At 68.2% G+C, this 23,230-nt stretch carries 30 protein-coding genes; 9 read left to right on the top strand and 21 right to left on the bottom strand.

Going from position 1 to position 23,230, the window contains the following annotated elements:
* Positions 1 to 278: 278 nt before the first annotated feature.
* On the bottom strand, positions 279 to 1,097 hold the full coding sequence (locus tag AB0I79_RS47170) for an aminoglycoside phosphotransferase family protein (RefSeq protein WP_357888185.1): 819 nt from the start codon (positions 1,095 to 1,097) through the stop codon (positions 279 to 281).
* A 253-nt stretch (positions 1,098 to 1,350) separates the two neighbouring features.
* Between AB0I79_RS47170 and AB0I79_RS47175 the strand changes: the two genes are divergently transcribed.
* Both AB0I79_RS47175 and AB0I79_RS47180 read left to right on the top strand, forming a co-directional pair.
* Positions 1,351 to 1,599: a hypothetical protein gene (locus AB0I79_RS47175; RefSeq protein WP_357888188.1), complete on the top strand. Its 249-nt coding sequence runs from the start codon at positions 1,351 to 1,353 to the stop codon at positions 1,597 to 1,599.
* A 112-nt stretch (positions 1,600 to 1,711) separates the two neighbouring features.
* Positions 1,712 to 1,930: a hypothetical protein gene (locus AB0I79_RS47180; RefSeq protein ID WP_357888191.1), complete on the top strand. Its 219-nt coding sequence runs from the start codon at positions 1,712 to 1,714 to the stop codon at positions 1,928 to 1,930.
* Here the strand turns inward: AB0I79_RS47180 and AB0I79_RS47185 are convergent.
* Positions 1,909 to 2,403: an NUDIX hydrolase gene (locus AB0I79_RS47185; protein WP_357888194.1), complete on the bottom strand. Its 495-nt coding sequence runs from the start codon at positions 2,401 to 2,403 to the stop codon at positions 1,909 to 1,911. The genes AB0I79_RS47180 and AB0I79_RS47185 overlap by 22 nt on opposite strands.
* 150 nt (positions 2,404 to 2,553) lie before the next feature.
* On the opposite strand from AB0I79_RS47185, the gene AB0I79_RS47190 reads away from it, so the two are divergent.
* The 4 genes from AB0I79_RS47190 to AB0I79_RS47205 all read left to right on the top strand — a co-directional run bounded on the left by AB0I79_RS47190 (position 2,554) and on the right by AB0I79_RS47205 (position 3,884).
* Entirely contained in the window at positions 2,554 to 3,000 is a 447-nt protein-coding gene (locus tag AB0I79_RS47190) for a hypothetical protein (RefSeq protein WP_357888197.1), read from the top strand.
* A 103-nt stretch (positions 3,001 to 3,103) separates the two neighbouring features.
* Positions 3,104 to 3,334 carry a hypothetical protein gene (locus AB0I79_RS47195; RefSeq protein ID WP_357888200.1) on the top strand — a complete coding sequence of 77 codons (231 nt, stop codon included), beginning with the start codon at positions 3,104 to 3,106 and terminating at the stop codon, positions 3,332 to 3,334.
* Complete coding sequence (locus AB0I79_RS47200; RefSeq protein WP_357888203.1) at positions 3,331 to 3,528, top strand: hypothetical protein; 198 nt, start codon at positions 3,331 to 3,333, stop codon at positions 3,526 to 3,528. Before AB0I79_RS47195 ends, AB0I79_RS47200 begins: the two co-directional genes overlap by 4 nt.
* Before the next feature lie 182 nt (positions 3,529 to 3,710).
* Positions 3,711 to 3,884, top strand: coding sequence for a hypothetical protein (locus AB0I79_RS47205; RefSeq protein WP_357888206.1), 174 nt, complete (start codon positions 3,711 to 3,713; stop codon positions 3,882 to 3,884).
* A 713-nt stretch (positions 3,885 to 4,597) separates the two neighbouring features.
* Here the strand turns inward: AB0I79_RS47205 and AB0I79_RS47210 are convergent.
* The 18 genes from AB0I79_RS47210 to AB0I79_RS47295 all read right to left on the bottom strand — a co-directional run bounded on the left by AB0I79_RS47210 (position 4,598) and on the right by AB0I79_RS47295 (position 18,187).
* Entirely contained in the window at positions 4,598 to 4,726 is a 129-nt protein-coding gene (locus AB0I79_RS47210) for a hypothetical protein (protein WP_357888209.1), read from the bottom strand.
* 197 nt (positions 4,727 to 4,923) lie between these two features.
* Positions 4,924 to 5,325, bottom strand: coding sequence for a hypothetical protein (locus tag AB0I79_RS47215; protein WP_357888212.1), 402 nt, complete (start codon positions 5,323 to 5,325; stop codon positions 4,924 to 4,926).
* A gap of 254 nt (positions 5,326 to 5,579) precedes the next feature.
* Positions 5,580 to 5,801, bottom strand: coding sequence for a helix-turn-helix domain-containing protein (locus tag AB0I79_RS47220; RefSeq protein WP_357888215.1), 222 nt, complete (start codon positions 5,799 to 5,801; stop codon positions 5,580 to 5,582).
* A 458-nt stretch (positions 5,802 to 6,259) separates the two neighbouring features.
* Positions 6,260 to 7,018, bottom strand: coding sequence for a 6-carboxytetrahydropterin synthase (locus tag AB0I79_RS47225; RefSeq protein WP_357888217.1), 759 nt, complete (start codon positions 7,016 to 7,018; stop codon positions 6,260 to 6,262).
* Positions 7,019 to 7,117: 99 nt separating this feature from the next.
* Complete coding sequence (locus tag AB0I79_RS47230) at positions 7,118 to 7,282, bottom strand: hypothetical protein (protein ID WP_357888220.1); 165 nt, start codon at positions 7,280 to 7,282, stop codon at positions 7,118 to 7,120.
* A complete protein-coding gene (locus tag AB0I79_RS47235; RefSeq protein ID WP_357888223.1) occupies positions 7,279 to 7,557 on the bottom strand; it encodes a hypothetical protein in 279 nt (92 codons plus the stop codon). The genes AB0I79_RS47230 and AB0I79_RS47235 overlap by 4 nt, the downstream gene beginning before the upstream one ends.
* A 66-nt stretch (positions 7,558 to 7,623) precedes the next feature.
* On the bottom strand, positions 7,624 to 7,857 hold the full coding sequence (locus tag AB0I79_RS47240) for a hypothetical protein (RefSeq protein ID WP_357888226.1): 234 nt from the start codon (positions 7,855 to 7,857) through the stop codon (positions 7,624 to 7,626).
* A gap of 1,135 nt (positions 7,858 to 8,992) precedes the next feature.
* Positions 8,993 to 9,238 (bottom strand): hypothetical protein, encoded by a 246-nt coding sequence (locus AB0I79_RS47245; RefSeq protein ID WP_357888229.1) that lies wholly within the window; start codon positions 9,236 to 9,238, stop codon positions 8,993 to 8,995.
* 184 nt (positions 9,239 to 9,422) lie between these two features.
* Entirely contained in the window at positions 9,423 to 10,031 is a 609-nt protein-coding gene (locus tag AB0I79_RS47250) for a hypothetical protein (protein WP_357888231.1), read from the bottom strand.
* Positions 10,032 to 10,055: 24 nt separating this feature from the next.
* Entirely contained in the window at positions 10,056 to 10,730 is a 675-nt protein-coding gene (locus tag AB0I79_RS47255) for a hypothetical protein (RefSeq protein ID WP_357888234.1), read from the bottom strand.
* Positions 10,731 to 10,821: 91 nt separating this feature from the next.
* The gene (locus AB0I79_RS47260; RefSeq protein WP_357888237.1) at positions 10,822 to 11,916 is read right to left on the bottom strand and encodes a DUF3560 domain-containing protein; all 1,095 of its coding nucleotides are present in this window, start codon (positions 11,914 to 11,916) and stop codon (positions 10,822 to 10,824) included.
* A gap of 86 nt (positions 11,917 to 12,002) precedes the next feature.
* Positions 12,003 to 12,473 (bottom strand): hypothetical protein, encoded by a 471-nt coding sequence (locus AB0I79_RS47265; protein WP_357888240.1) that lies wholly within the window; start codon positions 12,471 to 12,473, stop codon positions 12,003 to 12,005.
* Between the two features lie 52 nt (positions 12,474 to 12,525).
* On the bottom strand, positions 12,526 to 13,668 hold the full coding sequence (locus AB0I79_RS47270) for a DUF932 domain-containing protein (RefSeq protein ID WP_357888243.1): 1,143 nt from the start codon (positions 13,666 to 13,668) through the stop codon (positions 12,526 to 12,528).
* A gap of 81 nt (positions 13,669 to 13,749) precedes the next feature.
* On the bottom strand, positions 13,750 to 14,598 hold the full coding sequence (locus AB0I79_RS47275; RefSeq protein ID WP_357888246.1) for a hypothetical protein: 849 nt from the start codon (positions 14,596 to 14,598) through the stop codon (positions 13,750 to 13,752).
* A gap of 71 nt (positions 14,599 to 14,669) precedes the next feature.
* The gene (locus AB0I79_RS47280) at positions 14,670 to 15,329 is read right to left on the bottom strand and encodes a hypothetical protein (protein ID WP_357888249.1); all 660 of its coding nucleotides are present in this window, start codon (positions 15,327 to 15,329) and stop codon (positions 14,670 to 14,672) included.
* Positions 15,326 to 15,673 carry a hypothetical protein gene (locus AB0I79_RS47285; protein WP_357888252.1) on the bottom strand — a complete coding sequence of 116 codons (348 nt, stop codon included), beginning with the start codon at positions 15,671 to 15,673 and terminating at the stop codon, positions 15,326 to 15,328. The genes AB0I79_RS47280 and AB0I79_RS47285 overlap by 4 nt, the downstream gene beginning before the upstream one ends.
* Before the next feature lie 81 nt (positions 15,674 to 15,754).
* Complete coding sequence (locus AB0I79_RS47290; protein ID WP_357888255.1) at positions 15,755 to 17,530, bottom strand: hypothetical protein; 1,776 nt, start codon at positions 17,528 to 17,530, stop codon at positions 15,755 to 15,757.
* A gap of 195 nt (positions 17,531 to 17,725) precedes the next feature.
* Positions 17,726 to 18,187 (bottom strand): hypothetical protein, encoded by a 462-nt coding sequence (locus AB0I79_RS47295; protein WP_357888258.1) that lies wholly within the window; start codon positions 18,185 to 18,187, stop codon positions 17,726 to 17,728.
* Positions 18,188 to 19,324: 1,137 nt separating this feature from the next.
* Here AB0I79_RS47295 and AB0I79_RS47300 point away from each other — a divergent pair.
* On the top strand, positions 19,325 to 19,864 hold the full coding sequence (locus tag AB0I79_RS47300) for a GntR family transcriptional regulator (RefSeq protein ID WP_357888261.1): 540 nt from the start codon (positions 19,325 to 19,327) through the stop codon (positions 19,862 to 19,864).
* Here AB0I79_RS47300 and AB0I79_RS47305 read toward each other — a convergent pair.
* Positions 19,846 to 20,202 (bottom strand): immunity 8 family protein, encoded by a 357-nt coding sequence (locus AB0I79_RS47305; RefSeq protein ID WP_357888264.1) that lies wholly within the window; start codon positions 20,200 to 20,202, stop codon positions 19,846 to 19,848. The genes AB0I79_RS47300 and AB0I79_RS47305 overlap by 19 nt on opposite strands.
* A 939-nt stretch (positions 20,203 to 21,141) precedes the next feature.
* On the opposite strand from AB0I79_RS47305, the gene AB0I79_RS47310 reads away from it, so the two are divergent.
* Both AB0I79_RS47310 and AB0I79_RS47315 read left to right on the top strand, forming a co-directional pair.
* Entirely contained in the window at positions 21,142 to 21,651 is a 510-nt protein-coding gene (locus AB0I79_RS47310; RefSeq protein WP_357888267.1) for a hypothetical protein, read from the top strand.
* 801 nt (positions 21,652 to 22,452) lie between these two features.
* Entirely contained in the window at positions 22,453 to 22,893 is a 441-nt protein-coding gene (locus AB0I79_RS47315) for a hypothetical protein (RefSeq protein ID WP_357888270.1), read from the top strand.
* The last annotated feature ends 337 nt before the right edge of the window (positions 22,894 to 23,230 follow it).

Below are 23,230 nucleotides of genomic sequence, written 5' to 3' on the forward strand. Positions count from 1 at the left end.
ATGCAGGGTATGGCCGAGGTCAGCGGCCGAACCGAGCTCGTGATCTTCGGCGAGACCCTCGACATGCATGGGATCCCTCGCTCAGATGAGTACTTTGCACAGTTCGTCAAGCTTCAAGCACGCGGATACGAGCTGCGGGCTCACGAACTGCGCCTGCGTGGCCGCGTGCTTCCGGGTGCGCTAAACGCGTTGCAGACACTTGATCGCAGACCGACTGTCACTCAATCCGTGTTGACCGGAAACACACGAGCATCGGCTGGTGTTGCCCGTGCGGCTGGTCAGCCGAGGAGTTCCAGAACTCTCTCGGCCTGGCGCTTCACGGCGCCTACCGGGTTGTGCGGTGTCGCCGGCCCCGAGGGACCGAGTTGAAGGAACCAGCCGAGCGCGATCAGGCGGCGGAAGTCGTGCACGCGCTCGGCTTCGCCGGCGGCCAGGTCGAGGTGGGCCAGGAGTTGCGCCGCGTCCAGGGTGCCGTCGAGGCGGGAGATGTGCTCGCAGAGCTCGCCGAGCTCGAATGCCCGATCGCTGCGGCCGGAGTCCTCCCAGTCGATCAGCCGGACGTGCCTCTCGTGGCTGGACCACAGGTAGTTCGCCCGGTTCCCGTCCGCCAGGCCGAGGACGGGCGGCAGCGGGTTCACGGTGAGCCTGTCGGGGGCGGTGGAAGCCAGCCACGCGGCGCCTGTGCGGAAGGCCTCCCGCACGAGGGAGTTGTCGCCGAGGTCGGGCCGCCTGCCGGCCCAAGCCCGGGTCTTGTCCACCGCTGCGGCGGGTCCCCACGGGGCGGGCTCGACGTTTTCCACCACGCGGGCGGGGATCTGGTGCAGCCGGTTCAGGGCGGCGGCCATGGCCGTGATCTGGTCGTCGGTGGCGTGTTCGCCGCGCAGGACGTGGCCGGGCAGCCTGCTCATCACGATCATGGGCGGGTGGGCCTCCAGCGCGGCCTCGACCGGCGCGGGTGCGAGGTCGGGGCCGTGTTCGGCGAGCAGGGTGAGCGCCGCCCATTCCCTGCGCGGCTCACCTCTCCCCCACGAGGTGTAACGCTTGACCACGACGTCGTCACGAATGTCGAGGCTGTGGGTGCATCGGCCAGCCGTCATACGTCCGTTTCGCCCTTTCTGATTCTCGGGCCGGAGGTCAGCGCAGCCTCCGGCCACGTCCCCTGAAGGGGAAGGGCTGAGATTACCGCAGGCTGTGGCCTGTTCTCAGGACGAGTGGAGATCGAGCACGGTTAGTGCCTGCGTCGCTATTCGCGGTCGGACAGGGTGAACCGGGCGCGGCCCAAGCCGGTGTCCCGAGCAGTCTTCACCGAGCTTGCCCGGTTCGACGACGCGACTTTCGTCAACGACCCCCGTGTTCGACGGGGTGATCGTCACCGAGTTCTCTGGGTCTCGAGTAAACAAGGCCGAATGGGTCGAAATCACCGACGATCCGGCTCAGGTGTGGCCGCCAGGCTGGCGTACGGCGACCGGTCCGGATGACAGTATCGTTCTGGTCCGCCAGGAGGGTCTTTCGGGCGAGGGAAACGGCGAAGGCACCGTCACGGCGTCGTCCATATCGCCAGAAGAGCCGATTGGCGCGGCGGAGCAGCCCAGCGAATAAAGAGCGGGTGCCATGGGAATCGAGGACCTGAGAGCAGTGAGGCCAGAGTCGCGGGTCTGGCTGCATGTGCGCCCTGATTATGCCGCTGTGTCTGATATGTATAGTTTTGCTTGTGAGGGTATGGCGCGGCCCCAACGGCTTCCAGATCGAGGTCATCACACTCGACCGGCGTGCCTGCTACCGCATCACCCAGCGCGTGAACGACCGCCGCTACATCCTCGCCTACACTCGCAGCATCTACGAGATCGCCGCCCATGTCGACTTGGCCGACCTGGTCGAGGTCGTCCACCTCCACCAGCGGCGCCGAGCTCAGCCGCCTGCGGGCCGATAGACCGTGATCCCGCGCTCCCGCGCGGCCAGCGCCACCGGGACCCGGGCCGCAACCCCCGCCGCCAGCCGGGCCGCCGCCTCGCCAGGTTCGAAGAACCCGGCGTCGTCCAGCTCGGCATCCTGCAGCCGGAAACCGGCCCGTCCACGGTGCCCGCGTCGAACAGCAGATACAGCAGGGGCCGCGTCCGGTGGCCGGACGGCGGCGCCCAGTCGACCACGAGCAGCCGCCCCACCTCGACACGCAGCCCCAGTTCCTCGTCCAGTTCGCGCGCACGCGACCTCGGGCGGCTCGCCTTCGTAGGCCATACCGCCGGGCAGCAGCCAGTGCGGCCGGGAGAAGGGCTTGACCAGCAGGACGCGGTCGGCCGGATCGGTGATGAGAGCGCCGGTGGCCACGTGAACCGCGGCGAGCTGGGCGTAGTAGGTTTCCGGCGCGATGAAGGTCCGCTGCTGGCCGGCGTCCGACTGGTTCATGGTTGCGTGAGCGCTTCCCGGGATCGCTCGATGTAGTCGCGAATGCATCGTACGTCCCGGTGCGGGCGCAGGCGGCGATCAACATCATGAAGCCTGGCCTCCAGCCGCGCCGACGCCAGATACGGGGAGGCCACCAGAGCCTGGCGGGCGGTGTCGCAGGCGGGCGTCGAGGTCGCCGCGGCCGGCGTGCACGGTGGCCAGCAGCACCTGGTGCAAGGCGTGGGCGCGGACATTGCAGGCGGGCAGTTCAAGGGCGGCCTTGGCGTACCGTTCGGCCTCACGGCACAGGCCGAGGTCACGCAGCGCGTGCATGACCGATCCGGCGTGGTGGGCCGGGGTGAAAGTGCTCAGCCACCCCGGATCAGCGGCAGGATCGGATCGCGTCATGGCCTGATCAGCGCGGCGGATCGCGGCCCGTGCCTCGCGCCGGTCGCCGGCCAGGGCCCAGCCGCGCCCGCCGAGCAGGCCGCGCCCGTCGAGCGTCAGGCCCCCCGCGTCACACCGCGCCGCCGGGCCTGGCCGGGCCCCGCGCACTCGGCACCGGCCTCCCGCCGCCTCGACATCGGCCGCCGCCGCCGTTCGACCTTGACCCGCTGACCCGACATCGTGCGGGCCCGTACCCACGAGCCCGCACCTCGCGGAGCCGCGGCGATCGGCCCGCGCCACCCCCGCAACCAAGCCCCAGGAACAGGAACCCCGAGTGAACTACTCGCAGCTTGCCGACATCATCCGCGCCGCCCAGCTCGACGAGCGCGGCCCCCACCAGCACCACGCCCACATCAGCCTCAACCGGATCGAGGTGTGCATCCGGCCGTGCGTCGGCGTGCTCGGCCTCGCCCGCGCCTACTTCGACGCGATCCGCCCGCTCCTGGCGCCGGGCTTGGAGCTGGAGGTGGTCACCTACCACGGCGAGGACGGGAGCGCACGGTGACGTTCTCGGGCCGGTCCGCCCCGGCCGTCGAGGACGACGGGAACCCGCCGAACGGCTGCCTCCTGCGCGGGCTCGAAGAGTACGACCACGGCCAGCGGTACAAGACGGGCACCGGCTACCACTACTGGATCGACCCGGGCGACGCGCTACGCAAGGCGCGCATGCTCGCCCGCCGCGCCCGCGCCACGGCATAGCCATGGCCGCGACATATCGCGAGTGCCCGTAGTCAAGGAGAAAGGTGCGTCCCAACGGAACCGCGCGCGGGGCACACGCGTCCGGCCTTGTATAAGGCACGCCACAAGGGCCGAACCGCTTGCGGTTCGGTCCTTTCGCTTTGCCGGTCACTGATCTGAGTCAGTTCCCGAACGGAGTCCCCATGCCAGCCGAACGCGTCGTACTAGTCGCTCTCGCAGTCGTCGCCGCCATCACCATCGCTGCCGCACTCATGCTTGCGGACGGCTCGACGTGGCCCGCTGCACTCCTCACGGGGCTCGCCGCGGGCGGCGCGACCATGTGGGGACTGCTCGGCTGGTTCGGCCGGCACCCGTAGAGACGAGGAGCCCGAACCCGCCACATGGGTTCGGGCTTTCCTCTACCATGTGCCCTGATCCACCAAGAAACGGCGGAAGGGAGCTGCGGCAGAGGCACGCATCAGGTCTTGGGCGAAATGTATGCGGCCAGGGCGGACGAACCGCCTGGTCACTGCCCCAGGCCGTATTGTGTCCGCTCTCAGATTGGTGGGTCGACTTCATGTCACCTGATCGCATGATCTTGATTGTTCTTGCGGCCCTCGCCGCTGTCGCCATCGCTACTGCCCTCATGCTCGCGGATGGCAAGACACGTGGCCGGCGTCCCTCTTCGCTGGGCTCGCCGCTGGAGGAGTCACTTTGTGGGGGCTGCTTGCCTACCTCGGCCACCCATAGACGACGAAGGGCCCGAACCCCCCTTTGCCGAGATTCGGGCCCTTCCGCATGCCGTACGGCTACCAGCCGCCCATGTGCGCCCGCATACCGCCAAAGTGCCGCATGCCGCCTGTAGAGCGGACACCGCCCCCCACGCTGGCCGTCCAGCCGCCCGTGTCGCTCGCGGCCCATCCGCCGTTGTCGCCGTGTCTGATCACGACCTGGAGCCTGCCAGGGCCCACCCGCCCGCCACAAGCCCCGCCGCTCGGCTGTCTCGCGCCCATCCAGCGAGTGATGAACCTGATGAACTTCCAGCCACCCGCTCACCCAGACCCCCAGGGCGGGTAGGCGTGCAACTCGTTCACAGCTCGACCATGCGCGGCTTCTCGCTCGCGAGCGTGGACACCTCGATCATGTCGCGGCCCTCCACCACGGCGAGACGCGCCTCCCAGCTCGGCCACGCGCGCCTCCAGCGCCGTGTACCGCCCAACCACCGCCCCCTGCGACACCGGCTCGGGCCGCTCGACAGGCACGACGGGCTCCGGCGGCGAGAGCCACGAATGCGACTGGGAGAAGATCCCCGTCAGCGCCCGCCCGGCGGGGTGTCGACGCTTCGCCTCCTCCCGGGCCCGCCACTCGTCGAACGCGCCCGCAGCAGATTGCCGTACGGGTCCGTTTCCACCTCGATCACCACCCGCACGTAACGCTCCGTGGGGAGGTCTCCCGAATCCCCCCCGCCTCATGACTACCCACCGTGCTCCCCCGCCTTCTGCCGCTCCAGCTCGGCGCGGGCTGCCGCCTCGGCCGCCGACGCTCCTTCGCCTTCCGCACCCGCTCCCGGATGCCCTCCACCACACCCTCCTGACCAGCCACCCGCACCGGACCGCCGTCCGGGCCCGACACCTCCAGCTCGACCGCCTTCACCGGCCGCCACTCATCCGGGTCCATCCGCGACATCAACTCCAGCGCGATCTTCCCGTTCGGCGGCGTCGTCTGGACCTCCTGCGTCCCATCCGGCCGGACCGCCCGCTTGATCTCCACCCCACCGATCGCATCCTGGTAGGCCGCGTTGAACAGCTCCCCCAGCACCTTCGTACGCGCACGCGTACATCTGTCCGCGAAGTCCGCGAACCAGCTCGTGGGCGTTGTCCTGTTCTCCTTGGGCGAGCCAGTCGTAGAGGGCGCTGCGGCTGACGCCTACGAGGGCTGCGGTTCGGCGTACGGAGTTGCCTGCCTCGAACCGGCGACGATCTGGTCTGCGAGTTCGGGGGTGAGCGTGTTGCGGCGCACCATGGTGTGGTGCGTCCTCTCGTGCGGGCGGGGGGTGGGCGGGGCTGGACGGGTTATGCGGCGGGCGGGGTGTTGGCCGGCTCGGTGGTGGGCGGGGTGCCGATGGTGTCGATGTAGGCGAGGGCGCCCTTGCGGTGGACCATGGTTACCTTGCCGACGCGGCGGCCGTCGAGCTGCCCGGTCTCGACCATCTCGCGGATGCGGGGGATGGACAGGCCGAGGGCGTCGGAGGCTTCGGCGGCGGTGAGGTCGTGCTGGGGGATGCGGCGGCGCATGGCGGTGGTGACCGTGTTGCGGTGTTCGGTGGTGTACCAGCGGTTGACGCCGTGGCCGGTGTGGAAGACGCGGCCGCGGGCTTCGAGGGTGCGGATGGCTGAGTGGACGCGGGCCGCGGTCTGGCCGTTGGTGGCGGCGAGGTCGGATGTGGTGGCGCCCTGCGGGCGGTGGCGGCGATCTGCTGGTAGAGGTGCTCGCGGTTAGCGGCGGCATCGGCGTGGCTGGCGCGGCTCTTGACGGCCGCGGGCTCGGCCGCCGGCGCGGAGATGGGGATGGGGATGGGGATGGTGGTCTGCTCGCGGGTGGAGACGGGCTGGGCGAGCGAGGAGACGAGCTGCTGGGCGGCGGCGCCGAGCTGGTCGGCGAGGCTGGTGACGCGGGTGAGCTCGGCGATCGGGGCGAGGGTGTACGCGTCGGCGGGGAAGCGGTTGGCCATGGTCGGTTCTCCTTCAGGGGGTTACTTGTCGGGGGTGTCGAGGATCTGGGCGATCTCGTGGTCGAACTTGGCCTGCTGCTCGGCGACGACTTCGGCGTACACCTGGTCGACGCAGTAGCGGGCGACGGAGAGGGGGACTCCCATCTGGGCGGCGATCTCGGCGGCCGTCTGGGGGGCGGTCGCGGTGAGGAGTTCGCGCAGGACGTCAGGCGGCAGGTTGCCGAACGCCCGGGTGGCCTCGACGCGTACGGCCGACGCCGTGGCGTTGGCGGCCGTGGGCGGGTCGGGGTTGTGCCAGGTGGCCGAGTTGTGGTCGGTCTCCCGGACGGTCACCTGGGAGATGTAGACGTCGCGGCGGGTGGTGGCCTGCTCCAGCCGCGTGTGGGCATGGTGGGCGAGCAGCTGCGCCACGCCCTCGACGCTGGGCCATGGGGCGTCGGGGAAGTCGCGGCCGAACACGAATAGCCGCTGGGAGCGCTCGATGAACGCGGCGGCGAGCGGGGACCGGGGTTCGCCGGCGGGCTGGTCGAGGTCGAGGAGCGGGATCAGGTTGTCTCCGGCGCCGAGCATGAGCGAGTGGTCAAGCCGGGAGTCGATCCAGTCGCGCATGCGCTGCTTGAAGGCGCCGAACTCGACCAGGATGCCGGCCTGGTCGAGGGAGGGGCCGGCCACGGTGATGGAGGCCCGCCAGGTGTGGCCGTGGAGGCTGGAGCACTTGCCGGGCAGGTGCGGGAGGGAGTGGCCTGCCTCCCAGGTGTGTTCGACGGTCTCGGTGAACATCGGCGGGTCTCGAGGTCCTTCGGTTGGTGGTACGGGGTTGTGCGGGCGGGAGTGTGACAGGTTTCGTCGTTAACGTCCTGCCGGCCGATCAGGGGCCGGTTAGTCGACCAGGACGTCGGCGATGAGGACCAGGACGGCGCTGCCGACGAGGACCCAGCACAGGACGGCGAGGGCGGTGATGTCGGTGGTGGCGCCGCTCCAGACGAGCGCGGCGAGCGTGGCGAGGTAGCCGAGGACGGGCGCGCACCCGGCGTCGCGCCTCATGCGAGGGGCCCGGTCGTGAGGACGAAGGGCCGGGGGTCGTTGACGGCGAGGCCGATGTGCGCCGTGGCGAGGATGTTGGCGATGCCGCGCAGGCCGTGCGGCGTCGGCTCGGGCCGGGCCTGGACGGGCTCGGTCGGCTCGGCGGGGGCGAACCAGTCGTGCGAGCGGCGCTCGGCGGGCAGGGTGGCGGCGGCCGCGGAGCGGCGGGACGGGACGGTGTTCTGACGCTGTTCGCGCAGCTCGGCGACCAGGGCGTCGTAGATCGGTGTGTTCACGCCGTGTTGGGTAGCAGGTCTGTTCGTTAACGTCGCGCGGCCCAGCTCAGGGGGCCGCGCCGGCTGCTACGCGGCGGGGGTCTTGCGGGGGCGTCCCCGCTTCTTGGCCGGGGCCTGGTCGTGGTTGCAGACGCCGCACGCGCAGGGCAGCTCGATCATCTCGACCGGGCAATCCGGGTCGGGGTTGATGTACCGGCCGGTGCAGTCCTCGTGCTTGCCGGTGGCGCACACGTTCGACCAGGTGTCGAGGTCGGCGAGGGTGTAGCCCGCGGGGATGACGACGTCGGGGTTCACGACCATGCCTCAAGGATCGCACGCCGTTACCGCTGCACAGCAATACGTACAGATGTTCGAAACTGTCTCTGACTAGGCCATGGACAGGCCCATCTCACCACGTGTCAGAGCCGTCCGAATCTGGGCATGGCAAACCGTCAGAAACCCCTTATGACCAGGCAAAAGAGGCTTCTGATGGACGGGCGTCTAATGGCGGCGCGCGCACACAACAGAAGAGGGGCCTCATGACGGTTTCCACCGTAGCGGCCCCACCGCTCGACGGAACGACACTTCTCGAACTACTCCTCATCCGAGGCCACCCCTCGGACCTGCGGGAAGCTGACCGGGATGCGGCATCGCCGCTGCAGCTCTGGACCGACTGCAGAACGCTCAACATCCGGCGGCTGATTGGCTGGTGTACGCGCTACTAAAAGCATCAGCGCGACGACTGTGGAAATTATCGGTGGCAGTAATCGGCACTCACAATGAAGGGCCTGACATGCAAATCTAAATAGTCAAGGATATAGCGCCGGACATTATGGCTGGGGGGTGTGCAGTGTGTAGCGCACTACACGTTGCACCTGCGGCTGGGCAGTGGGCAGCCCACTGCCCGCGCAGGTAACGGAATCGCAACGCCCGGCTTGTCGCGTCTTTTCCGCGCAGCCTCTGCGGCGTGCCGGGTAAGCGCTCGAATTTGCTGCGGGTGGGGCAGGAGTGGCATTAGGCTGACCCATGAACACGAGAGCCCGGCACGCCATCGGGTGCCGGGCTTCGAGTGTCCGGCCTGGGGCATGGTGGCCCGGGGGCACGGACTGGTAGATCTGAGCAATCGCCAGTGTAGTGCTTCCCTTGCACCGTTGTCCCAGGCCCAGCACCTTTCGGTCATGGCGCGGGCAGAGTGCCCGCAGGGAGGGGAGCCCACCTTGGAGCTCATCGGTTCGCACATCACCGTCTCAATGCTGAAGCCGGCGGCCCGGCTCGTCTGGGGCGCGATGGTGTTCGTGCTCGTGATCGTCGTGATCGTGCAGCACGGGGCGGCGATCAGCTTCACGATCGGCTGATGCCGCGTCGTAGGAGCTTGTAGGGCGTGAAGAAGGCGGCCGTCCCCAGGGTGTGCGGGGAGGCCGCCTTTACGTTGTAGACACGTTCCGTCCGGGTTTGGTCAATTGCCGGCCTGCTCGGCGGGGAGCTGGGTGAGGTGCAGCCGGAACGGCTTGCCCTCCAGGATGACCGTCACCTCGGGCTGGTCGTCCTGGCCGTACACCACGGTGGTGTCGATGCCGACGTCGTCCAGGGTGTCGGCGACGAACACCGTGGCGATGTTGGCGAAGTCCACGGTGGGCGCGGTCGTGGTCATGCTGGTCTCCTTGCTGTTGGTGAAGAGGTCGAGGCGGGTCTGTCCGGTCACGTACTGCCACGCGCGTGCAGGGCGGCCGTGACCGCGTCGGCGGTGGCCTCGGCCGCGGCACTGCCGGCCGCGGCGGTGGAGCAGGGACTTGGTGGACCAGATGCGGTGTCCACACCCGAGGCATCGGGCCCAGGGCCGCCGCCGAGCCGCTGCTGGTGTTTCGGTGGGCGTCCCCGGAGGGGTGTCAGTGGCGTGTGCTGTCGCGGTCGTCGTCGGTGAAGCCGTCTTCGCCGTGGGAGTGACGCGTCCGAGGCGGGTGAGCACCTCGAGGGTGTGGTCGGTGCTGAACGGCGGCGTGGTGTCTCGTTTGATGCCGCGGTCCGCGGCTTGGTGAAGGCGTCCGGGGTGGCGTCGAGGTAGTGGAACTTCCAGCCTTGGGAGGTTTGCTCCTCGATGAGGCGGCGGATCTCGGTATGTGAGCGCCATCGGGTGGAGGCGTTGTCGTGGGCCATCGGTGAGGATGACCACGATGATCTCGCAGGGGCGTTGCCCCCTCGGGCATCGCCTCGAGGTGCTCCCTCATCCGGGTGATGCTCGTGCCGACGGCGTCCAGGAGCGCGGCCTTGCCGCCGGGGAGCAGCACGAAGTCTGGGGTGTCGGCCAAGGTCTGGTATGCGTGGGCCGCCTCGTAGCGGTGGTCGAACAGGTACAGCGACACCAGCATTTCGGCGGGGTGGGTCTGCTGGGCGGCGAGGAAGGCGCTGAGTCCGCCTTCGGCGTCGTCCTTGATGCGGTTCATGGAGCCGGAGCCGTCGAGGATGACGGCGAGGTGGCGGCGGTTCGCCTTCGGCAAGGCCGGCCTCGTAGCGGGCTGTGTTCAGGCGGCCTGGCCGGTGTTCGGGGAACGCGATGAAGGCGAGGTGTGGTCGGCCAGGAGGGCGGTCATGCGGGCCAGTTGAGCGCGTTGTTCGGCGAGCTCGCGCCGGCGGTCGGCGATGAGGGCTTCGAGTTCGGCAATGGTGGCGCGCTTACGGTGCAGCCCGATGCGCTGCAGAAGGGTGCGGGCCGCGGCGCGGCGGAGCTGGTCCAGGTCGGGGCGCTGGAGCCAGTGGGTGGCCAGCGCGGCGAGCACGGTGGTGACGCGCCGGGCGATGAGGGCGGGGACGCGGGCGCGCCGGTGGGAGCTGGTGGCATCGCGGTGGTAGATCCGCAGGCGATGGTCACGTGCGGTGCGGGCGTCGAGGGTGGTGGAGTCGACCAGCCGGATGGTGCCGTCGATCAGGGGGCGGTGGGGCCGGTAGGTGCCGGTGTGGGCTCCGGCGGGCAGTTCGTCGCCGTGGTGGATGTACAGCCGGGTGGTGACGGGGTCGGGGTTGTCGCAATCGAAGGCCGGTTCGAGGAGGAACACGCCAGTGATGAAGGTGCCGCGGACCAGGCAGCGCAGTGTGCCGGTGGCGGGGTTGGGCCGGGCCTGGAGACATAGGTCGCCGTAGGGGGCGGCGGACAGCGTGATGGTGTCGACCGGAACGGGCGCCGATCCGGTGCAGGGCAAGGCGGACCTCCCTTCGGGACAGGTAGCGGTGGGGTGGGGCAGGGCCGGCGCTTCGGGGAAAGGAAGCGCCGGCCCTGGCTTTCGGGAGTGGTCAGCCAGCCGACGCGGACGGGAACTGCGCGGCGGCGTCGCTGCTGCTCAGGTGGCCTTGGACGTCGGCGTAGGGGATGCGTCCGGTGGCGCGGGAGGACCGGCCGGAGCGATCGACGTTGTCGCTGCGGCGCAGGATCTGCCGGCCGACCTCGAGGGGGCCGGTGGGAACGGTCAGGCTCTTGGCGTTGACGCGGATCACCTCGTACCAGGTGCCGAGGTAGAGGGCGAAGTCGCCGACGTCGAAATCGTCCGGGCGCCAGATCTTGACGCCCTCGGCCGCGGCCTGGGCCACGACGTCCTCCCAGTAGGTGATCCTGGCGGACAATCGCGACTTCTCCAGGAGGAGGCGGTCGCGGTATTCGCCGGTGGCGGGCTGCCACTGCAGCAGCGGCGCGCCATCGTCTCCATAGACGATGTGGCCGTCGCGTTCGGCGAACTGGGGGTGGGCTTGGCCGCTCAGCTCGCGTTCCACGCGCCGCAGCCGTTGTTGCAGGCGGTCGATGCGGCGCAGCGTGGCCCGGGGGTCGCGGCGGTGCTGCTGCAGGTCGGCTGCCCGGGCCCGGCTGATCCAGTACCGGTGCCGGTCGGCCTCCTCGATGGCCTGGCGGGTGTGCGTGTGGTGGCGTTCGATCGCCTTGTCGTGGGCGTGCTGCCGTGAGCTGCCGAGCAGGATCGGCTGGCCGGCCGGGTAGCCGGGGGTGGCCGCTGCCGCTTGTTCGCGGTGCCGCTCAGCTCGGGCGGCGGCGTTGGCGGTGAAAGCGTGATAGGGGCGGGCCCGGTCGGTGGCGCGTTCGGACAGGTCGGTCTCGGCCTGCTCAATGGGGCGGGTCTGTTCGGTGATGTCGAGGCTGGTGGGCAGGCCGGCGGCCTGGAGCGCTGTGGCGATCTCCTGGGCGCGGTCGCGATGCTGGCTGGGATGCCGGTCGCGGGAGTAGGGCTCGTACCAGGCGCCGCGCCGGCCGTGGTGTGTGATGCGGTCGGACCATCGCAGGCCGAGACCGCCGCGTTGGCGGCTGCCGAGCAGGCTGCGCTGGTGTTGGCTGGTGCTGGTGACGATGATGCCCTGGGCGGGCGACACATGGACGGTGATCACAAGATCCTCCCTTCACGAGACGCCGCTCATGCGGCGGCGCCTCCTGCCTGCCGGGCAGGCAGGAGCCGCCGGGCGGCGTGAGGGTTTCAGGGGCGCGGGCCGACCCGTCGCTCCAGCAGGTCGGCCAGGGCGGTGGCGGTGAGGCGGGGGTCGAAGATGCCGCCGAATTCGTGGGGCTCTTCGGGGTCGAGGCCGATGAGGCGAGCCGCTCGGAAGCGCACGTGGATGACCTTCTTGCCGCGAACCGTCTCCAGGAGATGGGATGGATCGCCGGTCTCGGCGATCAGGTATTGCTCGACGGATCCGTTCAGCTGCGCGGTGTCGGCCTCGGTGACGGGATGTGCGTCGATCCACTCCTGCCGTTCGGCGTCGATGCGTACGAGCCAGCGGCCGCCTGCGGCGAGCGCCAGGTGGCTGCCGTAGCAGCACACGGTTCCGCAACGCTCGTGTGATCGCCACGTGGTCTGGTCCCACGTAGCGCAGTCGGGGGCGGTGACGAGGTCGTATCCATGCCAGGCGAGCGCGGCTCCGCGGAGCGCAACAGTCTGGATAGCCATGGAGGCGGTGTCCTTTCTCGTGGCAGGGGGTTGTCGGTGGGGGTTGGCCGGTTTAGAGGGCGGCGGCCAGGTGCATGGCCTGGACGCCGCGGCTTTCCAGCTCGAAGGCTTTCTCCGCGTCGTCCAGGACCTGGGCGGCGCTGGTGACGGCGTGCATGACGCCGCCGGCGGTGATCGCGCCGCCCTTGATGAAGTGCTGCAGGATGAGCTGCTGCTGGTCCTTGGTGAAGGACAGCTTGGTGGCGACGAATTCGATCGTCTTGTCGGGCTCGGCGACTTCGACGCTCGCTTCCCGGCTCAGTTCGGCGATCTTGGCGCGGACGTAGCCGACGTCGAGGAAGGTGCGCACGGCGTCGCGTGCCCGGGCGGTGACCAGCGCCATGCTCTTGGCCAGCGTGTCGGGGCTCCAGCGCACGATCCCGTCGTCCATGCGGCCGCCGAGGTGGATCTCGCGCATCACGTCCCGGTTGATGGTCATGCCGTTGCGGCACACCTGCAGCGTCAGCCGGGGGGTGATGGTGAAGGCGCCGTCGCCGGTCTCGCTGTTGGCCAGCAGGAATCCGGCGAACACGACGGGGTAGCTTGCTGCGTCGGCGCCGGAGAAGGGGCTGCGGTAGCCGGTGACCAGGTCGGGGGCATAGGCCTGGATCTGCTCGCAGGCCACGCGCAGGAACATGCGGCGTTCAGTGAGGTCGGCGCCGTCGATCTGGACGGCGACGCCGCTGTCGGCGATGCCGGCCAGGGCGGCCATGAGCACGTCGAGGTTGTCGACGATCTTGTAGCTGTTGGACAGCAGGGCCCGGCCGACGCCGGTGCGGCCGTTGCCGGCCAGGGCGCGGAACAGGAAGCGGCGGTGCGGGTCGGCCTGCAGCCAGCCATTGATGTTCGCCTCATACAGGCGGGGGTGCTCCTGTCGGGTGCGGCGCAGATACGGCGAAGGGATGCCGAGCTTGGTGGCGATGTCCTGGTCGCAGTGCGCGGTGGGCAGGTAACGCCCGGCGGTGGCGGTGACGCCGTCCTCGGTGACGAGGGGTTCGGTGCCGACCAGCTCGATGTGGGTGCCCACGGCACGCAGACGTTCGGCCGGCACGATGACGTCGATCTTGCGGGCGTGCTGGGCGCGCAGCACGTCGACCAGGTCGTCCAAGGTGGCGTTGCGGAGAGTCAAGGGTGGGACGGGTGCGGCGATCGTCATGCGAAGTCCTTCAGGTCGGGTGTTCGAGATGTGTGGCTCACGGGAGCTTCGGCTTGGCCGATGGGTCGTGGCCGATGCTGGTCAGGCGGCGCGCAGCAGCGGCGAGGCGTGGCGTTCGAGCGGCGCCGGCTCGCCAGACGGGGCGGGGACGGGCCGCCGCAGGGGCGCGAGTGCCTGGGCGGTGCCGGGACTGTCGAGGGTGGGCAGGTCGATGACGGCGACGGTGAGGTTGTCGAGCGCGCCGCGTTGCGTGGCGGCGTCGATGAGTTGCGCACAGGCCGTGGCGGCGGAGTTGTAGCGGCGCAGGAGCCGAGTGAGGTCAGCGGTGCCGAGCGGGAGGGTGAGGCTGTCGGAGCACAGCAGCAGCCTGCGGATGTTGAGGATGCGCTCGTCGTGGAGGTCGCCGCCGGGCGGTTCGCGCCACAGCTGCTGCCGCCGGACCGGCCGGACCGCGTGCAGGGGTCCTGCTCGCTGCTCGCGGCGGGGATGGACCAGCGCGTGCAGGGCCAGATCACCGGTCAGGGCGAACGCGTGCACCCTCTCCCCCATCCAGCACAAATCGACCGTCCAGTCGGTGACCACCGCGGTGAGGAGAGAATCGACGATGCCAGTGGTCTCCGGCGAGAACGGCAGCCCCTCATCGGCGATGCTGGTCTCCAGAGCGCATCGGCCCGCGTAGAGGCCGGCGGCGGCGTTGGCGGTGTGGGCCGCGGCGACCGCGCTGGCTTCGGAGGCGATCCGGGCGTGAGCGCGGGCGCGTTCCTTGTCGGGGTCGAGGCTGTCGCCTTCGCAGATCGACACGGCGAAGCTGGCGCGGTAGCCGGCTACGCAGACGCGGTGGACGTTCCAGGGGTGCGGCCCGGGATCGGACTGCACGGCGAGTTCACCACCGATGGACAGGGGCAAGTGGCGCGTGTATGTGGTGGACATCGAAACTCCCTACGGGCATCAAGACGGCGCCCCGGCCATGGCCGGGGCGCCGTGAGAATCAGGAACGCATGTCAGGAGGTGGCGGGCGGCTGCCAGGGCAGGCCGAGCAGCAGGATGCGAGCGACCTCGAGGTCGTCGGGATGGCCCGGCGTCACCAGCCGCGCCGTTTCTGCGGACCGGGCATCGATTCGGATGCCCCGCACCCGGCCGCCTTCTTCCTGGTGCAGCCGGTAGGTGTGCAGCGGGCTGCGGATCCGGTAGAAGGGGGATTCGCGGGCACCGGCTCGGGCCTGGATGTCGGCGGCGTTGGCCCACCCTCGGCACTCACAGGCCGCATCTGTGCATCGGTCGGATGCCAGATCGAGGGCGCGGCGGTAGTGGGTACGGCTGCCGTTCAGCATCGGGCAGGCGCGCTCGGCGTAGGCGGCGCACTCGGCGTGCAGGCCCGGCTCGCTGCTGTACCCCTGCAGCAGGTCGCTGGGGCGCAGGAGCAGGACGAAGGCGTGGTCGGCGATGAGGCTGGGCAGCGGTTGCCGGTTGAGGCGGTCGGCCAAGGGCTGGCCGCACACGCTGCACCGTGCCTGGAGCAGGCATCGGTGATGGCGGCGTGGGTCGTTGGTGCTGAAGTGGGCTCGTCCGTCGCGGTGACGGACGGTGATGTACGGGATGACCATCCCGCCTTGTGTTGGTGCCGTGTTCAGCCGGATCGGCACCGTCAGGCGGCTGGTCATGGCCGGCTCGGCATGAGGTTGGGTGGTGGTGGAGCGAGGTGCGCGCCGGCCAGCAGGGCTTGGGCGTGCTGGCGAAGAGCCGGATCGGCGATCTGTTCGATGCTGTCGTAGCGTCCCGTCCAGTCGCCGGCGCGGCTGCTGTCGTGGACGGCGTCGGCGTGGTTGAGGAGCATCAGGCAACCGCATCCGCCGTCACACGGTTGCAGCAGGTAGAGGGTCCACGTGGCCCGAGATTCGTCGTTGCCCCTGGTGCAGGCTCGGCAGCCGGGGTCGTGGCCGGTGTCGGCGAAATTCTGGGCTGACTCCTTGATCTGGAAGAAGTACGGGGGTGCGGTGTCGGTCATGGTGGTGAAGCTCTTTCAAGGGGAGGGAACGGTCTGGTCCTGGCTCGCAGCGCCCAGGACCAGACCGGAGCTCGGACAGGGTTAGGCCGCCTCTGCGTTGCCGAGGTTGCTGTCCTGGACGTCCTGGCCCGCCTCGGCGAAGTCCGTCACCTCGACCAGGTCCTGGCTGGAAGGAGCCTCAGCGAGCACATCGTGCAGGAGGATCGGCTCGTCATCGGGCGTTGGCGCAGGCTCGCTCAGCTCGCTGGAGGCGCCATCACCTCCGTCGCCGTCCTCGCGTCCGATGTTCACGACCTCGCTTGTCTCCGGCTCGGTTTCGGTGGGCTCCTCCCCCACCACTTCCGCCTGATCAGCTGGGGCGTCTCCCCGGTACGGGGTGCCGTCGATCAGCGCTCGCTCGATCGGGGCCGGCTGGTAGGGCTGAATCGTCCGCGTGCCGAGCTCCGGCCCGAGCGTGTTGACCAGGAACCGCAGCCACAAGGCCGCGTCCGCCCTCGAACAGGGGCTGTACTTGTCCGGCCGCCAGGTGTTCTTGCAGTCCTGGCTGGCCTTGGTCATCTGGTGCTCGAACGCCACCGCGATGAGCCGCAGCAACATCATGGCCTGCTGCCCGGCCGAGGCGCCTTTCAGCGCCTGGTCGAGGTCGGTCGGGCCGCCGAACTCCGCGTACAGCGGGCTGCGGTGCGCCGCCGTCAGAAAGTCACGCACCGGCCCCGGCATGTCCAGCAGCATCTGGGTGACGAAGGGCAGCACCGGCTTGGGCGCGCTCTTGCGCTGGAAGAACTCCGCCAGCCACTGCTGGCGCAGGGTACCAGCGCGCGGCCAGGCGTTACGCCCTTCGATCACGATCTTCCGCGACGGCTCGTCCCCGCTGGGCTTGGCGGGTCCGCTGGCCGAGGCTGCCAGCATCGCCGCTGCGGTGGTGGTCGAAGGCGCGGGCGGGGCGTAGCCGTGTTCGGAGGGGGTGGTGCAGTAGTACTCCGGCTGGGTCTTGTTGTAGCTGTAGAAGAACACGCCGTGCCCCGGGCAGGAGGCGTGCTCGGCCGGGTCGGGGTCGAAGCCGTCGACCAGCCGGGCCAGGCTGTACAGCAGCAGCGCCTCCGGTGGCCGTGACTCAGTGATGCGGACGCCGGCCTGCTCCAGCTCTGCGATGAGCCTGTTCTGGGCGGCTTGCTCGGCCAGTTCGTCACGAACGGATTCGACGGCGTAGGCGACGGGGTGACCCCAATCGATGCGCTGCTGGATCTTCGCCAGCGCCCGCTCGTCGCCGTCGAACTCCGCCAGCAGCGCGACATCGTCCAGCGTCCAGGCGTAGTCCATGGCTCGGGCGGCGCGCCTGGTCTGCTCGCTGATCTTCCCGGCTCTGATGCCGGCGATGATCTGCTGCTTGGTACGGCCGGTGCGCTGGCGCAGCTCAGTTCGGCTGGCGCCTGCTTGGTGCGCCTGGAACAGGGCCTGGGCTTGTTCGAAGGCCGACAGCGGAAGGCGGAAGTCGCCGTCGTTCTCGACGAGCTGGTCGATGAACAGGCCCGCCCGGTCGCCGACCATCGTGCGGTCGACCAGGCACAGCATCGTCTCCAGCTGGAGCTTGCGTCCTGCCTCGAGGCGGCGGTTGCCCTTGATCACCCAGAAGAGGAACTCCTCCTCTCCTTCCTGGCGGTCGTAGTCGTCCGGGATGGGGATAGCGGTGAGGACGACCTGCTGCTTGGCGAGCAGCGACTTGCAGAAGGCGGGCGTGATGCCGTAGTCCTCGCGGACGTTGTCCGGGAAGTGCGTCAGGTACTTCAGCGGGATGTGCAACAGGTGGAGGTTCTCCGGCTGGGCGATATCCGGCAGATCCACAGGGACAGCTGACACGAGATGAAACTCCCTTCAGCAGAACTGACAAATGTGATCTCGGAGTGGGCTCAGGTACAGAGCCGAGACGCGCCCTGCGACCTCGAGGCAGAGGCGCAGGGCGGATGGTGCGCGGCTCCGCGCAGATGCCCGTTCAGGTCCAGGCATACAAACGAGCGGTCCCCGCGGCCGGGGACCGCTCGCGTGCTGGCGCGATCAGGTGGCCGGAGCGGGCTCCGCCTGGTCTTCCTCGATGGCGGGGGACGCCGCGCCCTGTACCAGGCGGGGTGACGGCGCCGGCGGCCAGGCGCCGGGCTGCCGGCGAACCGCGTCATAGCGGGTCGACATGGCCAAAGTCTTGGCGACCACCTGGACGACTCCGCGAACGACCGGCCTGTTGTGGCGGTCCTTGGTCTCGTAGGCGCGGGCGATCAGATCGCGGCCCTGCACGGTGATGACATGGCCGACGTGGTAGGACTCGCTGGCGCGGATGGCGTCCAGGCCGTGGGCGATCACCTCGATCCGGCGGGTCGGCACGTAGGTGCCGTTACGGCCCTGCGTCGGCGGACCGGCCACCTCTACCAAGGCCGACCACATCGCAGGCTTGTCGTCGCTGGCAGGCCAGAACTTCGGGTCGTAGGCGATGCGTCCGGTGAAGCTGATCTGCATGTCGTCCATGTGCGCTCCTTGCCTGGGGCGGCGAGTGCCGCAGCACCTGCGTCTTGGCTGGCGGGGCGCCTGAGTGAGTGGGCTCCCCGTCCCGGTGAGCCGATACGGCGACGACGGGACCGGCTCCGGCAATCCGGGTGGCGGGGTGGTTCAAGATGTTTTGCGCAGCAAAAGATCTTGAACCACCCCGCTCGCCGCCAAGCCAGTACTCGGGCGAGAAGCCGGATTGCCGGAGCCGGGGACGGCGGCGCATGATCGGCACGACCGGGACGGGGAGCCCACCACAGGCAGCACCGGACCGACAAGGGGCAGGCCAGACGAAGCTCCCACCCGCTGCGCACTCTTGGGCCGCACTGCATCGGCCCTGTAACTTGTCCTGCGCCCGCCAAAGGCCGACCAATCTGGGACGATCCACTTCAGGACGGGGTACTTGGCCATTCCGCGCATGTGCAGGACCGACGCCTCGGCCCAGGCGATGCTCTCCTACCGGTACGGACGCCCCACGCGTGCGAATCCGACTTGCAAGCGGGGGACGTGGTGGCCGAAGGTGGGGATGATCCCCGCGCATGCGGGGCCGACCGTCAGCGACCCCGATGCCCCCTGCGCGCCCCGGGACGATCCCCGCGCGCGGGTGTTCCGGTCGAACGCATAATGCGGTCGCGACGGTGCCCCAGCCGGACACAGGCCGCTACCGGAAGATCCCAAAAGCGGTTGCGTCGTCCCCACGACGCCGTTGTCGAGGTACGACTCCTGGAGCGTCGTCACAATACCGATCACGGCAGCGCGCCGGGGCAAGTGCCGCTCGACGGCGACCCAGATGACGGTCACTGCGTGCAGGTCTGCTCGGTGTTGAGGCCAATGTTGCCGACCTTATTGGCGGTTCCGCCAATGTCGCAGATCGATGAGGGCGCGCTAGCGTCACCGGCGGATGCCCGCGCGTCCACCACGCAGGCGGCTCCGGAAGCCTTGGCCCGCCACTCGTCACGAAGCCATCGGCACCCCCGAACACCAAGCGGCAGTGACACGCATGTCCATCGAGCAGCTGAAGGCACGCAACGTGCCCGGAGGTTATTGGGTCGCTACGGCCGAGCGTGAGGCCGCGTTCAACGCGATCGCCGGCGAAGTGCCATGGATCAGGTTCAAGAGGTGGCCATCTTCACGGACGGGGCGTCCCGCGCGGTGGACACGTTCGAGGAAATGGACTGGACAGCCTGCCTTGATTACCTGCAAGAGCACGGATCCCGCAGTCTGATCCAACACGTAAGACGCATTGAGGAGACTGACCCCGCAGGTCAACGCTGGCCCCGCTTCAAGAAGTCCGACGACGCCACGGTGGGCTTTGTCGAGCTGGTCGAGGCGCCCAAGGCGCGCTATCCGGAGATTGCGGACGCCCTGCGGGCAAGGGTTGATGCAGGCGAGTGGACGCCCGGGACCCCTCTTCCCCTGGACGACATTGCTGTGGAGTGCCGCGCCGGGCGTGACACCGTCACTCGCGCGGTCGACGTCCTGGAGCGGGAGGGTTACCTCTGGCCCGTGCAAGGGCGTGGCGCCCTTGTCTGGCACGGCATGATGCGGCTGCGCAGACCACGCGGCGACCTCGTGAAGCGCAACATGGCCACCCCCGCGCTGGCTACTCCAAACGCAACATTAACCTCCTCGATGCACTCCTATTCTTCTTCTACGTAGTCCTCAAACTCCCATCGTCCGATCCGGGTCAGCTTGCCAGCAAGTTGTTCCCAGTCCGGGGCGCTGTAATTAGCCACCTCTGCTTTCAAATATGACGCGATTGCCGACACATCGAAAGTGGACACCACAAGGTGATGGCGGCCAATAATAGGTCCTCCTTTGACGATCTGCCCCAGCCAACTCGGGGTGCAAACTATCAAGTCAAACGATTCACTTCCCGGCGCATCCTTGGGTCCAATAAATAGCTGCAGGAGGATACCAAAGTTTTGCGGGTCCGCCGGAGCTCCCCCCTCCCAGTTTACGTCGGGACTATGGAATCCTTTAATCTCTGCCTTCATTCTACTCCGTAATATCGATATGCCCATTTCCTTGCCAGCCCCCCTAGTGTCATGACGCCACTCTAGGTTCGCCTGATATTTCCCAAGCTTTAGCTTATAGCTGGGCGGCCTGTACTGACGCAATCCGTCCTTGCTAATATAGATCACCTGCCCGCTTTTAGTTGTGTGCTTAACGAAGTCCGGGCCCACCCAAGCCATGCCTGCCGCGTCCGCCTGTGCTCGAGTAGCCGCCCCGATGCCGAAGTTGCCCTTACCTTTTCTTGCACGAACGATGCCGCTCTAATTTTCTCCCAGCCGCATATAGATCCAGCGCCACACGTTTTAGCTGCCTTTGTGGTCGCGATACCGAATTTGGTGGCGACTTTACCTAGGGCCTTCAACGCAGCCTTGGAGAGCTTTCCTCCCGCCCCGGTGAAAAGGTCACTGACTAGATCGAGACACCCGAGCGGGTCTCCCCGCTGGCAAGCCATCGCGTTGTGGGTGAACAAGTCTAGCACTTGAAAGAGGTCGCTTCCCTTGAATGCCTCCGTTATCATCTCCCCCAGGCCTTGACGCTTATGCCACGCTTTTGCGCAAGAAGCATACAACCACGATCGCGTGCACCCTTTTCAGAGATGCAGCTCTTGCCGAACTTCTTCGCCATTTCTATTTGCTGTGTTGCCTGTCTCCAAGCGTCGCAGTTCTTCTTGCCGAAAGCGTCAGCGCAGTACTCCCAGAAGTTTATGGGACTCGATCGAGCTTGGTTTGGGCGCGGGGTCCTGGATGGCCTCGCGGAGGAGCTACAGAGGCATTACCACGCTAACAGCGGCCGCCGGATCCCGGCAGCTCTGGGCTCTGTTCCATGGTTCGACAACGCCACCATCGGGCAGCTGCTGGCCGACATGCAGTGCTGCATCATCGTGGATAAGCCCGCCCCCCTGACGAGCCCTTCAGCGAGACGTGCAGAAGCTGCAGGCAGAGGGAGATGGACTGCCGACCAACACGCTCAGAGCACTGGCGGATCTCATGCCCTTAACCGACGGTCGCCCCGCTATTGTCGGCCCATCTGACAAGATGAGCGTGATGGTTGGCCCGGTACGACTTGCTGGCTACGGAGGACACCGAAGGCAGGGCCCGCTGCTTCACGCGAAGATGATCGTGTTGGGATTCCTTTGGGATGATGATGAATTCTTCATGGGCGATGTCTTTGTGCCTGAGTCAGTGTGGCTCAGCAGCGCTAACTGGACCAATGCTTCCTTCAGCGGCCATTTAGAGTTTGGCATCTTCTCCACGGATCGCGCCTTAGTTCGTGGAGCATACGATTTTCTAGCGGACTTGTTATCTGTCAGTGAGCCCTTCGATTCAAAGGCACGGCGGCCAACTCCCGATATGGCGCCGGTTGAGTACGATGAGGCGTTCGGGAATGCTGCGCGCGCCATGTGGGGGCACCTGTCAGAGGAGCCTGACTAACCAGCCGCGACGACTTCCCGCCGCAGATCGCGTCTCGCGGCGGGGAAGATCTCGGTTGGGCGTAGCGGCATGCCAGCGGCTGACCGGCTGAAAGGGCAAACGCAGACCTACCGACCTGAGCGGACGACCAGTGACATGCCAGGGGCCGCAAGCGTCACCTGGCGTGGGCTCTGTGGCAGGAGACCGCCGCATTTGCCACGGTCAGCCGGACGATCCGCATCGCCGTCCGTGAAGCCATCAAGTACGTCGACGATGTCCGCCTCGATCTTCCCATCGACGTCCTCGCCGATCGAGCGGCGCTGCTGCGCTGGGTGCGCGACCATCCCGATGAGTGGCTCTATGACCTCTACATGGGCCCGCGCGAGACCGAGGGCACCTACGCGATCGGCGCCGAAGTGGAGAGCGTCTCGTGATCCTTCCTCGCGCCATCGTGCACCAATCGGCTGTGGACCTCACGCGGCACGCCATTGAGGACGGCGGGAAGGCTGGCTGCCCGGCGCCTCTCGCGGTCGCTGCCCTGCATCGGAGCTTCCGCGTCCCCGCCATGCCGCACGGGGTGATCACGTGGATGACGTAGCGTCGCCGGCCCGCGTGCCGGGTACCGATGGCCTGCCTGTGTTCGAAGCTCGTGCGCGCTCGCGCGGGCTCTGTCGCGACGATGTCGAGAGAAGGTGTGCGCACAGATGACGGCTCAAATAGGACCTGCGGTCTTCCGCGATGAGTTTGAGTTCTCCTTCGACACCCGCCAGCAGACGGTGGCCCTTGCTCACTTCATCCCGGGGCAATCCCGAGCTGCGTGCGATGGCCATCCGGCTGGGGTGGCAAGCGCGCGGAGATCTCGACGTTCTCGGCGCCGGCCTTGAGACGTGTCTGGGCGAGGTCGCCTGGGAACAGCTGGGGGAACCCACCGTGGACGCTCTCGTCTCGAAGATCGTCCGCAACTGGCTGGAAGATGTCGAGTGGTACAGCCTGTCGGAGTTCGTCCGGCACATCGCCGATCGCGAGCCTTTGGTGTGGCGCTGCGTAGGGCCGCGAGCGTACGCGGCCGCCGAGGGGAGTGTGCAGGTGTCATACTGCCGCGACGGCAAGCGAGGTCGTCGGTGGCGCCTGCTGGACGAACGTGGGATGGGAGCCGCCGGTGATGCGTCGACGGCCGCTGTGAGCTTCCATCCGACGCTGGCCACGGCCCAACATCGGGCGCGCTGTTCAATGTGGCAGCGGCCTCGCCCCGACGACTCTTGATCAGTTGGCCGCGCTGATCCGGACCCGGCTCAAGCGCATGCAGTACCGACCCGCCCTGCTGGACGCCTTCATCGCACACACCGGCCTGCCCCCCAGGCGGCGCCATGAACCCTGACCTTTCAACCTCTGTAGCAACCCGCGTGTCGACCGGTATGGGAGGCAGTTGTCCTGGCTGGGGCAGTGAACGGACCTGGTGAGGGCTGACACGAGAAGGCAGTGAAAGACGTGCGGCGTGAGCAACGCGAGAAGTGCCGACGCGTCATAGCGAATCTGTCTGCGGCCAGTGGGTGGCTGCCTATTGGGTTTCTGCCGTAATATCCTGAGCGGTGCGGTGGAC

Source organism: Nonomuraea sp. NPDC050202 (assembly GCF_040656115.1).
In the GTDB taxonomy this organism is placed as follows: Bacteria; Actinomycetota; Actinomycetes; order Streptosporangiales; family Streptosporangiaceae; genus Nonomuraea.